11 protein-coding genes and 8 tRNA genes are annotated in these 13,506 nt (G+C 41.6%); 17 read left to right on the top strand and 2 right to left on the bottom strand.

Going from position 1 to position 13,506, the window contains the following annotated elements; all coding sequences use genetic code 11:
• Positions 1–46 precede the first annotated feature (46 nt).
• The 16 genes from C4S54_RS05405 (at position 47) to C4S54_RS15945 (ending at position 8,512) form a co-directional block, all read left to right on the top strand.
• Positions 47–1,228: an acetyl-CoA C-acetyltransferase gene (locus tag C4S54_RS05405; RefSeq protein ID WP_022773799.1), complete on the top strand. Its 1,182-nt coding sequence runs from the start codon at positions 47–49 to the stop codon at positions 1,226–1,228.
• 33 nt (positions 1,229–1,261) lie between these two features.
• Positions 1,262–2,413, top strand: a complete 1,152-nt coding sequence (locus tag C4S54_RS05400; RefSeq protein WP_103868620.1) for an HD domain-containing phosphohydrolase — start codon at positions 1,262–1,264, stop codon at positions 2,411–2,413.
• A gap of 66 nt (positions 2,414–2,479) precedes the next feature.
• Positions 2,480–2,553 (top strand) — tRNA-Arg (locus tag C4S54_RS05395).
• Between the two features lie 74 nt (positions 2,554–2,627).
• On the top strand, positions 2,628–3,776 hold the full coding sequence (locus tag C4S54_RS05390) for a THUMP domain-containing class I SAM-dependent RNA methyltransferase (protein ID WP_103868619.1): 1,149 nt from the start codon (positions 2,628–2,630) through the stop codon (positions 3,774–3,776).
• 37 nt (positions 3,777–3,813) lie between these two features.
• The gene (locus C4S54_RS05385; protein WP_103868618.1) at positions 3,814–4,815 is read left to right on the top strand and encodes an N-acetylmuramoyl-L-alanine amidase; all 1,002 of its coding nucleotides are present in this window, start codon (positions 3,814–3,816) and stop codon (positions 4,813–4,815) included.
• Positions 4,816–4,831: 16 nt separating this feature from the next.
• On the top strand, positions 4,832–5,449 hold the full coding sequence (rdgB, locus tag C4S54_RS05380) for an RdgB/HAM1 family non-canonical purine NTP pyrophosphatase (protein ID WP_103868617.1): 618 nt from the start codon (positions 4,832–4,834) through the stop codon (positions 5,447–5,449).
• 3 nt (positions 5,450–5,452) lie between these two features.
• On the top strand, positions 5,453–5,935 hold the full coding sequence (locus tag C4S54_RS05375) for a metallophosphoesterase (protein ID WP_103868616.1): 483 nt from the start codon (positions 5,453–5,455) through the stop codon (positions 5,933–5,935).
• Positions 5,936–6,029: 94 nt separating this feature from the next.
• Positions 6,030–6,104 (top strand) — tRNA-Pro (locus tag C4S54_RS05370).
• A gap of 73 nt (positions 6,105–6,177) precedes the next feature.
• Positions 6,178–6,248, top strand: a tRNA-Gly gene (locus C4S54_RS05365).
• 4 nt (positions 6,249–6,252) lie between these two features.
• A tRNA-Arg gene (locus C4S54_RS05360) sits at positions 6,253–6,326 on the top strand.
• A 95-nt stretch (positions 6,327–6,421) separates the two neighbouring features.
• Positions 6,422–6,495 (top strand) — tRNA-His (locus C4S54_RS05355).
• Positions 6,496–6,511: 16 nt separating this feature from the next.
• Positions 6,512–6,583, top strand: a tRNA-Gln gene (locus tag C4S54_RS05350).
• Between the two features lie 52 nt (positions 6,584–6,635).
• A tRNA-Lys gene (locus C4S54_RS05345) sits at positions 6,636–6,708 on the top strand.
• Positions 6,709–6,802: 94 nt separating this feature from the next.
• Positions 6,803–8,134, top strand: coding sequence for an MATE family efflux transporter (locus tag C4S54_RS05340; protein ID WP_103868615.1), 1,332 nt, complete (start codon positions 6,803–6,805; stop codon positions 8,132–8,134).
• Positions 8,135–8,185: 51 nt separating this feature from the next.
• Positions 8,186–8,266, top strand: a tRNA-Leu gene (locus C4S54_RS05335).
• Positions 8,267–8,374: 108 nt separating this feature from the next.
• The gene (locus tag C4S54_RS15945) at positions 8,375–8,512 is read left to right on the top strand and encodes a hypothetical protein (RefSeq protein ID WP_160110686.1); all 138 of its coding nucleotides are present in this window, start codon (positions 8,375–8,377) and stop codon (positions 8,510–8,512) included.
• Between the two features lie 7 nt (positions 8,513–8,519).
• Here the strand turns inward: C4S54_RS15945 and C4S54_RS05330 are convergent, their stop codons facing one another.
• Positions 8,520–9,284 (bottom strand): hypothetical protein, encoded by a 765-nt coding sequence (locus C4S54_RS05330; protein ID WP_103868614.1) that lies wholly within the window; start codon positions 9,282–9,284, stop codon positions 8,520–8,522.
• A 94-nt stretch (positions 9,285–9,378) separates the two neighbouring features.
• Between C4S54_RS05330 and C4S54_RS05325 the strand changes: the two genes are divergently transcribed.
• Positions 9,379–10,728 (top strand): MATE family efflux transporter, encoded by a 1,350-nt coding sequence (locus C4S54_RS05325; RefSeq protein ID WP_242973745.1) that lies wholly within the window; start codon positions 9,379–9,381, stop codon positions 10,726–10,728.
• A gap of 59 nt (positions 10,729–10,787) precedes the next feature.
• Here the strand turns inward: C4S54_RS05325 and C4S54_RS05320 are convergent, their stop codons facing one another.
• Positions 10,788–13,499, bottom strand: a complete 2,712-nt coding sequence (locus tag C4S54_RS05320; protein WP_103868612.1) for a transglycosylase domain-containing protein — start codon at positions 13,497–13,499, stop codon at positions 10,788–10,790.
• Between the last annotated feature and the right edge of the window lie 7 nt (positions 13,500–13,506).

The following is a 13,506-nucleotide window of genomic DNA, read 5'->3' as shown; positions in this document are numbered from 1 at the left end:
GTATACACTACTTCTTTTTATTTATAAAAAAACTGGAGGAAAAGTTATGGCAAGAAAAGTAGTTTTGGCGGGAGCATGCAGAACAGCAATAGGAACAATGGGTGGAACATTATCAACAACACCGGCACCGGCACTTGGCGCTATTGTTATAAAGGAAGCGCTTAAAAGAGCCGGAGTTAAACCGGAGCAGGTTGATGAAGTATATATGGGTTGCGTAATCCAGGCAGGCCTTGGACAGAACCCTGCAAGACAATCAGCAATAAATGCAGGAATCCCTGTTGAAGTTCCTGCAACAACAATAAATGTACTTTGCGGATCAGGACTTCACTGCGTAAACCTTGCAGCAAAGCTTATTGGAATGGGCGATGCTGATATTATCGTAGCAGGCGGCATGGAGAACATGTCAATGGCGCCATACCTTATGCAGCAGGGCCGTTACGGATACAGAATGGGTTCAGGAGAACTTCAGGATGCAATGATCAAGGATGCCCTTACGGATGCATTTGGCGGATATCACATGGGTATCACAGCTGAAAACATCGCTGAGCAGTGGCATCTTACAAGGGAGCAGCTTGATGAGTTTGCAGCCTGGTCACAGAACAAGGCTGAGAAGGCAATTGCAGAAGGAAAATTCAAGGAAGAGATTGTTCCTGTAGAAATTAAGAAAAAGAAAGAGACAATCATTTTTGATACAGATGAAGGACCAAGAAAAGGCGTTACAGTTGAAGGCATTTCACATCTTAAGCCTGCATTCAAGAAGGATGGCGGTGTTGTTACAGCTGCTAACTCTTCAGGAATCAACGATGCTGCATCTGCAATAATCGTTATGAGCGAGGAGAAGGCAAAAGAACTTGGTGTTAAGCCTCTTGGAACATGGATTGCAGGAGAACTTGCAGGCGTTGAGCCAAGCATCATGGGTATCGGACCTGTTGCTGCAACACAGAAGGTTATGAAAAAGACAGGCCTTTCAATTGGTGACTTTGATCTTATTGAGGCAAATGAAGCTTTTGCAGCGCAGTCTGTTGCAGTTCAGCACGACCTTGGATTTAGCAGTGATATCCTCAATGTGAATGGTGGCGCTATCGCACTTGGACACCCTGTTGGATGCTCAGGCAACAGAATCCTTGTATCTCTTTTGTATGAAATGCAGAGAAGAGACGTTCACAGAGGCCTTGCTACTCTTTGCGTCGGCGGCGGAATGGGATGCGCAGCTATAGTTGAAAGATAAGTTTTTTTAAAAAGCATTTAAATCGGAGGGCATATGGCGGATCGCTCAATACTTGTTGTAGATGACAATGAGATAAACAGAGGCATCTTAGGAGAAATATTTAAGGACAAGTACAATATTCTTGAGGCTGGAGACGGCGTTGAGGCTATGAAGATCATGGAGCAGAATGAGGATAAGCTCGCGGCAATTCTGCTTGATATTGTCATGCCTGAGATGGATGGTTACGCAGTGCTGGAGGCCATGACAAATAAGGACAATTTAAATGAAAGTATCCCTGTTCTTATGATCACAGCAGACACATCCACCGAAGCTGAGAGAACCAGTTATCAGAAAGGTGCAGCGGACGTTATACATAAGCCATTTGACCCTGTTATCGTTGACAGAAGGGTTTCCAGAACTATAGAGCTTTACGATCACAAGAATAACCTCGAAGAGAAAGTCGATGATCAGTCCAGAGTTTTGAAAAAGCAGTTTCTGTACCTGAAAAAGCAGGAGGAGAAACTTAAAAACAGCAACGAAAGGGTTATTGATACCATAGCGACAATTGTTGAATTCAGGAGCATGGAGTCAGTTTACCACTTAAAGCGAATAAAGGGCATCGTGCGTATACTGGCTCTTGTTGCTATGAATAATTATCCTGAGCTTGGCCTTACTCCCCATATGATAGAGGTTATAACTCAGGCGTCAGCCATGCATGATATAGGAAAAATATCTGTTCCAGACTCTATTCTTTTAAAACCTGGAAGACTGACCACAGAGGAATTTGAAGTCATGAAGTCCCACACCACAAGAGGGGGTGAGATCATAGAGATGCTCAAAGATATCCAGGATAAAGAGTATTATGAGGTGTGCCTTGATATCTGCAGGCATCATCATGAAAGATATGATGGAAGAGGCTATCCTGACGGACTTAAGGGAAAAGAAAACTCTATTGCAGCCCAGCTTACAGCTTTGGCGGATGTATATGATGCTCTTGTAAGTGACAGAGTGTATAAGGCAGCTTACCCTGTGGATAAAGCCTATGATATGATCAAAAATGGTGAATGCGGAGTATTTTCTCCAAGCCTTATGGCCTGCTTTGAATTTGCAAGAACTGATATGGAAAAGCTCATTGCTGAGACGAAGGCTGAAGAAGCAGCTGAAAAGGGCGGTTATTCTCCATACGGAAAACCTGTTGGCAAATAATTAAAAATAATGTTGACAAAGAACTGTGCCATGCATATAATATATTTTGTTGTCGATATGGCACATGTGCGTGTAGCTCAGCTGGATAGAGCGTCTGGCTACGGACCAGAAGGTCGTGGGTTCGAATCCTGTCACGCACACTGGAAGATGCATCTAGTTTAACATTAGATGCATCTTTTTTTGTGCCCTTTTGTTTGTTATAATCGGAGTTATGATGAAAAAATATGATTTAATTTGTCCATGTCATTTTGGCCTGGAATCCGTTTTGAAAAAAGAAATAATAGACCTTGGCTATGATATCACAGAAGTCTCAGACGGAAGGATTTCTTTTGCCGGAGATGCAGATGCTGTATGTCGCGCCAATATCTGCCTGAGAACTGCAGAAAGAGTCCTTATTAAAGTCGGAAGCTTTCACGCTGAGACCTTTGAGGATCTTTATCAGGGAGTTAAGGCGCTTGCCTGGGAAGAGTTTATTCCGGAGAGAGGCAAGTTCTGGGTAAAAAAAGCATCCAGTGTTAAGAGTAAGCTCTTTAGCCCTTCTGACATTCAGTCCATTGTGAAAAAAGCTATCGTTGAAAGAATGAAGCAGAGCTACAATACTGACTGGTTCAAAGAGGACGCTGAAGAATACCCTATCAGAGTCTTTTTAATGAAGGATGAGGTTACGGTAGCTCTTGATACTACAGGTGATTCTCTTCACAAAAGAGGCTACAGAAAGCTTGAGTCCAAGGCTCCTATCGCAGAGAACCTTGCGGCTGCTCTTATAATGCTCACTCCATGGCACGGGGACAGGATTTTGGTGGATCCTTTCTGTGGAAGTGGAACTATTCCTATTGAAGCGGCCATGATCGCGGCTCATATCGCACCTGGTATAAACAGGCATTTCACAGCTGAGAAGTGGACCAATCTGATAGATCCCAAGAACTGGGAGGATGTCCGTGAAGAGGCCAGAGAAGAAATCCTGCCCGATATTGAAACTGACATTCAGGGGTATGATCTTGATCCTGAAATGGTTGAAATAGCCAGGATAAATGCCAAAAAGGCCGGTGTTGATCATCTGATCCATTTCCAGGCCAGAGACATTGCTGAACTTAGTCACAGGAAAAAATACGGCTTTATTATAACTAATCCTCCTTATGGTGAGAGAATTGGTGACCAGAAGGAGCTTCCTTCTCTTTATAGGACTATTGGTGAGAGATACAAAGCACTTGACGCCTGGTCAATGTACCTTATTACAGGATTTGAACAGGCTGAGAAATATATTGGCAAAAAAGCTGATAAAAACAGGAAGATCTATAACGGTATGATCAAAACATATTTTTATCAGTTTATGGGGCCAAAGCCTCCAAGAAAGAACAGCTAAGCTTTTTGGAGGCCTCTTATGATGGGGAAAAAGATCTATGAATAACGAGCAGATGAAAAGGGTGGCTATAAAAGCCGGGATTTTTGGAGCAATTTCCCTTGTGGTCATGCTTCAAAGGGCTGCCACCAAGCATATTCTGATCACGGATGCCGCAGGAACGCATATAGACAGGGCAACTACTGTGGATTCTTATAATATACTGATTGACCGGAATGTCCAAAAAGGACAGTCTGGCAAGCTTATAATACCATTGTCCAGGACTGTAAGTTCTGATGACATCGTACTCGAAGACAGGTATATTGATCATGAACTGAGGATTTATATAGACAGCAGAGAAGAGGGATTTTACCTCGACAATGCAGTGGTTACGGATATTGATATTTTAAGAAGCGCGGTGTGTGTTGCTGAAAATGACAGCGGAAGTGTTTGCCTTGACTTTGTGCTTGATGGACTGTATGCAAGTTCAATCTCTCTTACGGAGTCAAGTACTATTGAGGTTGAGTTTAATAAGCCTTCAGACATATATGACGGCGTAGTTGTTGTTGATCCGTGTGCCAGCGATATATACGGTATGGGTGGTGCAATAGAGATTGCCCGTGAGTTAAAAGATATTTCTGCAAAAGATGAAGAAAACAACTTAAAGATATACTTTACAGATCTTTCGGGAGATACTGTTACACAACAGCGTGCGGCAGAGTTTGTTAATGAAGCTCAGGCTGACCTTTTAGTAGCTTTAAATGCTACGAAAAAGGATGATACGAACGGAGCAAACGTATCAGCCTACTATAATAGTCAGTTCTTTTTACGAAGCCTAAATAACGCGGAATTTGCTGATATGCTTGAAAGAAGCACGGCAGAAAAGCTTGGGGCAGTGGCTGAAGGAATCTATGAGGCCAAAGAAGACGATATGCTGCTGAATACAGCTACTATACCATCTGCAAGGTTATACATTGAATATGAGTCCAACGGGGATGAAAAAAAGGCAGCTGAGGGGCTTTATGAGGCTATATTAAAAGCGGAAGCAGCTGTAAATAAATAATTGGGAGATATCTGGTATGAGGATAGTATTTGCGACAGGCAATAAGAATAAGATGAGAGAGATCCGCGAGATACTTGGCGGACTTGGTATGGAAATTCTCTCTATGAAAGAAGCAGGCGTAGATGGAGATATTGTGGAGAATGGAACATCTTTTGCTGAAAACTCCATGATAAAGGCCAAAGCTGTCTATGAAATGATAAGGGAAAAAAGCTCGGAAGAAGCGGGGGAGACAATTGTTCTTGCCGATGATTCGGGGCTTGAGGTTGATTATTTAAACGGGGAACCCGGAATCTACTCTGCAAGATACATGGGAGAGGATACATCCTATACTATAAAGAATAATAAGATCATTGAAAGACTTGAAGGAGTGCCTGATGAAGAGAGAACAGCGCGCTTTGTATGTGCTATTTCAGCGGTACTTCCTGATGGAAAGACCTATTCCTGCCAGGGAACCATGGAGGGCAGAATAGGCTATGAGATTGCCGGAGAGAACGGCTTTGGATATGATCCTATTTTCTTTTTACCTGAATTTGGAAAGACATCCGCAGAGATTAGTCCGGAGGAAAAGAACTCTATCAGCCACAGGGGAAAAGCTCTCAGAGAAATGGCAAAGTTACTTGGGGAAGGAATTTGATTTATGCATAAGTATTTAGTTGTGAGTGATACTCATGGCAGAGATAATAATTTTTACGATGTTTTAGACCTTGAAGAACCTTTGGATGGAATTATTCACTGTGGGGATTTTGAAGGCTCTGAGGGCAAATTTGCCATAGCTGCAAACTGCCCTGTATATTTCGTTGCCGGAAATAATGATTTTTTCTCTGACCTGAATAGAGAATTGGAATTTACATTTGATGGTCACAAAGCTTTTTTGACCCATGGACATAACTATATGGTATCTATGGATCTTGATTATATTCGCAGTGAAGGAATTGCCAGAGGAGCCGAAGTTGTATTTTTTGGTCACACTCATAAACCTGTTGCCAAGACCATGGGAGGAGTTTACCTGTTCAATCCTGGCAGTTTATCATACCCCAGGCAGGAGGGCAGAAGACCAAGCTACATCATACTTACGACAGATGACAGTGATATAATAAACTATGAAATAAAGTACTTATAAAAACGTTAAAAAAATTGCAAAAAACTTGTTGACATTTCGGCCCGAATCATTATATAATAAATCTCGCGTTACGGCGAAAGGCAATAAAGCAAGACGGGGTGTGGCTCAGTTTGGCTAGAGCACCTGCTTTGGGAGCAGGGGGTCGCAGGTTCGAATCCTGTCACCCCGACTCAAGTTTTCAACTTGAAACGTCAGCTTTGCCGAAAACGTAAAAGCAAGACAATTTCATTATGAAATGTTTTGCGGGTGTAGTTCAATGGTAGAACACTAGCCTTCCAAGCTAGATACGTGGGTTCGATTCCCATCACCCGCTTCATGTGTCCGTAGCTCAGCTGGATAGAGCAACGGCCTTCTAAGCCGTGGGTCGGGGGTTCGAATCCCTTCGGGCACATCTTTTTTATGAGCAGAGTACTTGCCGGTTTTATGGCTAGTGCGAGCCATTGGTGGACACTGACAGTTCCATCGTTAGTGTAGCACCGCAATATGGTGGCTATAGCGTAGTTGGTTAACGCGCCAGATTGTGGTTCTGGAGACCGAGGGTTCGAGTCCCTCTAGCCACCCTGCACGAAAGTGCGTTGGGCTATCGCCAAGCGGTAAGGCACAGCACTTTGACTGCTGCATACGACGGTTCGAATCCGGCTAGCCCAGTTAGGCGTAACAGGATGTGATTTTGCGTCGAAATTTGTTCATAGTAATACATGGGATACTAGCTCAGTCGGTAGAGCACTTGACTTTTAATCAAGTTGTCGGGGGTTCGATTCCCCCGTGTCTCATTTCAAGAAGCCTTGTAAACGGTATGTTTGCAAGGTTTTTGTTTTGCCACATGCATGTGCATGATTTAATTGTTCTTAATTTTTTAGGTGTGTTATGACAAAGGGTTCTATTTCCAAAAATCTGATTTTATTTGCAATTCCACTTTTTTTAGGACAGCTCTTACAGCAGCTGTACAATGTAGTCGATTCAGTTGTAGTTGGTAATGTTCTTGGTAAAGAAGCTCTGGCTGCTGTTAGTACCACAGGTAGCCTTATTTTTTTGATGGTTGGCTTTATAAATGGTCTTTTTATGGGAAGCAGTGTTATCATCGGAAAAAGATACGGAGCCGGAGATGAAAAGGGAGTATCAATTGCTGCTCATACAGGGATAACATTCTCAATCCTTATGGGACTTGTACTTACAGTATTTGGTTATTTCTTTACACCGGTGCTGCTTGGATGGATGGGAACTCCTGAAGATGTAATGCCCAATTCGATCATGTATTTTAAGATATATTTCCTTGGCGGACTTGGAAATGTACTTTATAGCGCCTGCTGCGGCGTATTTCAGGCCATGGGTGATTCCAAGAGGCCTTTGTACTATCTGATGGTCAGCACGGTGCTTAATACGGTACTGGATCTTTTATTTGTAAGAGATCTTGGTTTTGGAATCGCAGGGGCAGCTCTTGCCACGGTTATTGCTCAGTTTGTCAGTGCACTGCTTGCGTTTATTAAGCTAACACAGGTTCAGGGGCCTCACAGGATCAATATAAGGAAACTTAGAATGGATCCTGAGACTATTAAAAAAGAGCTTATGATAGGTTTTCCTACAGGAATACAGAATAGTGTTATTGCCATCGGAAATGTTGTGGTTCAGTCCAATATCAACGCATTTGGCTCAGCTGCAATGGCAGGATGCGGAAGCTACTTTAAACTTGAAGGTTTTGTATTTTTGCCTATAACATGTATGTCCATGGCTTTGACCACTTTCGTAAGTCAGAATGTAGGAGCAAAAGAACTTGCGAGGGTAAAGAAAGGCGCTGTTATCGGAAGTGTTATCAGCGTCAGCTGTGCTGAATTTATAGGCCTCATGGTATTTTTGTTTGCACCGGTATTTCTCAGAATGTTTTCATCTGAGCCGGAGGTTCTTTTGATAGGAGCAACTCAGGCAAGAACAGAGAGCTTATTCTACTGCCTTTTGGCCTTAAATCATTGTCTGGCAGGAATATACAGAGGAGCAGGTAAGACAACAGTACCAATGGTTGTCATGCTCTCTAGCTGGTGTCTTCTGAGAATTACCTATATAACTATAATTGTCAGGATAATTCCTGTGGTCAATGTTATATTCTGGGCTTATCCACTTACCTGGTCTGTCAGTGCCATAATCTTTATAATCTACTATTTCAAAGGCAACTGGCTCACCAAGGTTTTTGAGAATAATACTTGAAATTAGTTTATAAACTTTGTATAATCAATTTTGTTCGTGTGAAGCGGATATGCGGATGTGGCGGAACTGGCAGACGCGCTAGATTTAGGTTCTAGTGTCTCCGACGTGCAGGTTCAAGTCCTGTCATCCGCATTAAAAAAGACTATTCATGATATTTTCATGATTAGTCTTTTCTTTTGCCCTTTTTTATTTCTGTTCGTATAAATAATTATCCACAATATTTTTAAGGGGGTAATTGATATGAACAACTTTATTACAAATTTTATGGCAGACCTTTATATGAACACAATATTTGTTATCTCCATGATGATTGATGTTCACAAGTATATGAAAGAGGAAAGAAAGGCAAACAATAGCAAGCTTATTCTTTCCGTATAAAAAGTATTTATAAACCTTTATATCTTTTTGCCAAATATGCAGACAGAAGTATCAGTCCAAGGGTTTCCGTGAAGTGATAAATTATGGATGTCCATACTATTCCTATTTCATGACCCATCAGATACACTGTCTGCATTTGTAATATGGAAAAAGACAGTAAAAATAATATCAGTATGATAAGGGATGCAATCTTTAGGTACTTGTCGTTAAGAAAAATACCTGTCATAACAATTCCTAAAAGAATCGCCACGAGGATCTCGATATATTTAAATCCGTGAGTCATGTTATATAGGAGAATAAAGGTGCTGTCTGTTAAGTCGCTGGCCTGATCAAAAAGGCTCATCAGTATAGCGATAAATCTCCTGTACATGATCGAAGTAAAATCATAGATCAGTTCTGCACAGATAAAAATTACTGCCCAGAGCTGCAAAAGTCTGCTTACAGAGCTTGCTGATAATGTGGCAAGATTTTTTCCAAGGTACTCCTGCTGTAAAAGACCTATCTCATTCTGATCATCCTTCGGAACAAGATTCATGTAATGCCAAAGCTTTTTCCAGGATAAATAAAAAATTATAAAAATTAAAAGAATCTGCAGCATGGAGCTGATTATCTGACAGGTCCAAAGCATTGAATCGAGCATGCTTGGAGAGTCAGATGAATTGCTGCTTAAGAATATCCTTATGGCACCTTCGATCAGAGCGGCAATTATTTTTATTATGGCAACTGAAAGAATTGCCCTTGAGAGAATGTGCTTTTTTATACTAATGTACATTTTTACAACCTCACTATGATTAATCTTACTTCAACAATGTCAAAACGGTCAAACTGTGATAAAATACATCCTTATGAGAACTAGTGATAAATCAATGAATAAAATAACTGAAGGACCAATAGTTTCCGGAATGCTTTCCTTTTTTGCAGCCCTTCTTTTAGGCGCTTTTTTCCAGCAGTTCTATAACACGGTTGACGCTGTCATAGTAGGGCGTGTAGTTGGCGCAGATGGACTTGCGGCAGTAGGTGGTTCCGCAGCTATGATCGTAAGCCTTTTTGTTGGCTTTTTCCAAGGGCTTTCGACAGGAGCTTCTGTAGTAATTGCCCAGTTCTATGGCGCTTCAAGAGATGATGAGGTTAAAAGAGCTGTACATACTTCAATTGCCATGGCTGTCATTGGAGGCATTATAATCACTGTAATAGGCCTTTTATCTGCCTCATGGGTCATTTATATTATGAAGACTCCAGAGGAGATTATAGACGCCTCTACGGCTTATTTAAGGATATATTTCCTTGGTATGGTAGCCAATCTGGTTTACAATATGGGCGCAGGAATATTAAGAGCAATAGGAGACTCAAAAAGACCTCTCTACGTTCTTATTATCAGCTGCTTTGTAAACATATTTCTTGATCTTTTGTTTGTTATAGGCTTTAAAATGGGCAGCATGAGCGTAACGATGGGAGTTATCGGTGTTGCCATAGCCACAGTTATGTGTCAGATATTAAGTGCTGCAATAGTTCTTTTTATGCTGATGAAAAGTATTGGTTCATACAAGCTGTATCTAAAAGAGATAAGGATTGACCCTGATATGCTTCACAGAATCATCAGTATCGGACTTCCTGCAGGTATTCAGACAACCATGTATACTATTTCAAATATGCTTATACAGACTGCTATAAATGAGGTTGGGAAAAATGCTACAGCAGCATGGGCAGCATATGGAAAGATCGATGTACTTTTCTGGATGACTATAAGCTCTTTAGGAACAGCGGTAACGACCTTTGCAGGGCAGAATTTCGGTGCAGGCAAAAATGACAGAGTTCATAAAAGCACACGGTACGCCTTTGTCATCGCATTTATAATTACAATTCCTTTAAGTACATTATTGTATTGTTATGGTGATATCTTCCTTAAAATATTCGTAGCAGACAGAGAAGTAATTGAGGTAGGAATACAAATGATAAAATATCTTGCTCCGTTCTACTTCACTTATATAGGCGTGGAAGTTTTATCCGGAGTGCTTCGTGGGATGGGAACAGCTGTGGTTCCGATGCTCATTACCTTGAGCGGTATATGTGTTCTTCGTGTAGCCTGGATACTTATCGCATTTCCTCTCAATAAGACGATTGAAACTATAGAATTCAGTTATCCACTAACCTGGATAACAACCACAATCTTATTCACAATTTATTATATTTATTACACCAAAAAACACAGACTTTAAAAAACTAAGAAGACCACCGGATTAACCGGTGGTCTTAATTTTTGAAAAGTTTTATGTAGTTAGTTGCCGGCAGCTACGTTTTCAGGAACTGTGTCGACTACAGTTTCCGGTGCAGCTTCTGCAGCGGCTTCTGGGTTAGCTGCTGCGGCAGCGGCCTGAGCTGCAGCCTGTTCTGCGGCGATTATCTCGTCTATGCCTTCCTGAGCCATAAATTCGGCTGTATGGTGACAGGTGTTGAGAACAGTAGTAGTATTTCCGTTTTCGTCTGTAACAGTCGTATATGCAGAATTGGTAGGTGTATAATTTACAAATCCTGACTGAAGAGCTGCAGGTACTTCAGGAGTAAGTTCAAATACTCCGGCAGTCTTAAATGGACAGCTTTCAGTGGATGGACAACCATCTATTGCACACATTGTTCCTGCATAGTGAACATCACAGCTTTCTGTAGGTACTGTGCCTTCTTCAAAATACTCAGTATAAAGAGTTCCGTCACAAAGGCCTGCAATCGGCTGTTTGCCTGATCTTGAGCAAACCGTTGCTGAAACAATTCCATCTGGTATGCTGAAGGAGGAGTATGGAAGATCAGCGTGGATCTTTTCCATTACCTTTCTCCACATTGTCTTGGAGAGGTTCTTTTCAGCTGAATTGGTCATCTTTTCGTTGTTGTCATAACCGGTCCAGGTTGTTGCTGTGTAGTAGTTAGTAAATCCTGCAAACCATACATCTACATAGTCTGAAGTTGTACCGGTCTTACCTGCTATTGCTGTTGTACCAAAGTTAACTGAACCACCGGTACCACTTGTAACAACGTCCTGCATTGCGCTTGTGAGAAGGAATGCTGTTGTTTCTTTTAAAATTCTCTTTGAGTTAGCCTGTGTATTATCAAGGATAACATTTCCATCGTGATCCACAACCTTAGTGTATAACTTAGGCTCAATATAGACACCGCCATTAGCGATAGCAGCGTATGCTGCATTAAGTTCAAAGTTCTTAACACCCTTTGTAAGACCACCAAGAGCAGTTGACTGCTGAATATCTGAATATGTCTTGCCGTTGATCACTTCTTTTTCAACAATTGTTGTGAATCCGAAGTTCTTTAGGTAATCAAATGCAAGCTGAGGAGTGATGAGCGTAATAGCTTCAACTGCGATAACGTTCATTGAATCTCTGATCGCAGCTCTTACGTTGTTGAGTCCTCTGTATTCAGAACCCCACCAGTTTCTTACAAGAGTTCCGTTTGAATAAGCAAATGGAGCATCATTAAATACTGTAGCAAGTGTGAGACCTGCACTGTCAATACCGGGAGCATAAGTTGATATAACCTTAAATGTTGAACCGGGCTGTCTGTAAGAATCAGTAGCTCTGTTAAGAGTTCTGCTGGCTGTCTTGGTACCACGACCTCCGACCATTGCAACGATGTAACCTGTGCTCTGTTCCTCAATAGTAAGTGATACCTGAGGCTGAGGTGTGAGATTTATCTTTTCACCAAGGACTGTGTCACCATCTGACATAACAGCTGCCTTGTATTCTTCTATAGCAGCGTCTGCTTCTTCTGAGGAATTAAAGAGCATATTGAAGCTGCTCTTTTGCTCTTTGAAGTAGCTTGTAAACATCTCGCTGCTGTAGTTTGTAACAGTACCATCAGCTGCCTGTACAGATAATTCATAAGCAAGAAGGTACTTAGTTCCTTCAGGATAGTTGCTTTCGTCTGTGTAGACTTCATCACAGATTGCCTGGATCTTAGGATCCTGTGTTGAATAAATCTTAAGGCCACCGCTGTAAAGAAGTGTATAAGCCTGAGTTTCATTGTAGCCCGCATCAATAAGGTCTTCTAAGACTTCATTTGTAAGTGCATCTACAAAGTAGGAGTTAACAGTTGAATCGCCGCCTGTCTCCTGGTTTACATTCTGGATCCTTGCATATACATCATCTGCCATGGCCGAATCATATTCAATCTGTGAAATATAACCCTGCTCAAGCATTTTTCTAAGAACCTTGTTACGGCGCTCTGAGTTGTTTTCAGGGTGAGTGATAGGGTTAAATCTGCTAGGGTTCTGAGTGATTCCGGCGATAACAGCACACTCTGAAAGAGTAAGCTCACTGACAGATTTATTAAAGTAGCGAAGTGATGCAGCCTGAACGCCAAGAGTGTTAGAACCAAGGTTGATAGTGTTCATGTAGTTGATCAGAATATCATCCTTGCTCATTTTCTTTTCAAGCTGTATTGCAAGATACTGTTCCTGGATCTTACGCTTGACACTCTGGAGCTTTGTCTCGTTTGTCCAACCTGAGAAAACGTTGTTCTTAAGAAGCTGCTGCGTTATGGTACTGGCACCTTCAGAGAAATTACCGGTTGTGATACCTCTTACTGCGGCACGGATAATACCCTGAATATCAATACCATTGTGCTCATAAAATCTTTCGTCCTCAATGGCTACAAAAGCGTGTGCCAGATTCTCGGGAACCATATCCATAGTTACAGGAATACGGTTAGAATCTGTGGAGACAAGCTTTGCAGTCTGGTTTCCTTCTGTGTCATATACAAAAGTTGAGAAACCGGATGGAGTGACATCAATATTTGTGATATCAGGCGCTGTTGCAATGATGCCGTTGAAAACACCTATTCCGGCGCTTGCTCCAATAATAAAGAAGCCTATTATAAGAGAAAGCAGAATATAGAATCCGAAGAGACTAAATTTCTTTCCCCATTTATCGGTACCGGAGTTAAGCTCTTTGGCTTGATTTACGATACCTCTTTTTCCGTAATTCATACATTAA

This window comes from Butyrivibrio sp. Su6, assembly GCF_900108105.1.
Taxonomy (GTDB): Bacteria; Bacillota; Clostridia; order Lachnospirales; family Lachnospiraceae; genus Butyrivibrio.
The sequence above is the reverse complement of the archived record's forward strand: the minus strand, read 5'-3'. Positions and strand labels throughout refer to the sequence as shown.

Coding starts and splice junctions, on each gene's coding strand:
- C4S54_RS05400 (WP_103868620.1), top strand. CDS start 1,262: ATGGCGGATCGCTCAATACTTGTTGTAGATGACAATGAGATAAACAGA.
- C4S54_RS05320 (WP_103868612.1), bottom strand. CDS start 13,499: ATGAATTACGGAAAAAGAGGTATCGTAAATCAAGCCAAAGAGCTTAAC.
- C4S54_RS15945 (WP_160110686.1), top strand. CDS start 8,375: ATGAACAACTTTATTACAAATTTTATGGCAGACCTTTATATGAACACA.
- C4S54_RS05375 (WP_103868616.1), top strand. CDS start 5,453: ATGCATAAGTATTTAGTTGTGAGTGATACTCATGGCAGAGATAATAAT.
- C4S54_RS05390 (WP_103868619.1), top strand. CDS start 2,628: ATGAAAAAATATGATTTAATTTGTCCATGTCATTTTGGCCTGGAATCC.
- rdgB (WP_103868617.1), top strand. CDS start 4,832: ATGAGGATAGTATTTGCGACAGGCAATAAGAATAAGATGAGAGAGATC.
- C4S54_RS05405 (WP_022773799.1), top strand. CDS start 47: ATGGCAAGAAAAGTAGTTTTGGCGGGAGCATGCAGAACAGCAATAGGA.
- C4S54_RS05330 (WP_103868614.1), bottom strand. CDS start 9,284: ATGTACATTAGTATAAAAAAGCACATTCTCTCAAGGGCAATTCTTTCA.
- C4S54_RS05385 (WP_103868618.1), top strand. CDS start 3,814: ATGAATAACGAGCAGATGAAAAGGGTGGCTATAAAAGCCGGGATTTTT.
- C4S54_RS05340 (WP_103868615.1), top strand. CDS start 6,803: ATGACAAAGGGTTCTATTTCCAAAAATCTGATTTTATTTGCAATTCCA.
- C4S54_RS05325 (WP_242973745.1), top strand. CDS start 9,379: ATGAATAAAATAACTGAAGGACCAATAGTTTCCGGAATGCTTTCCTTT.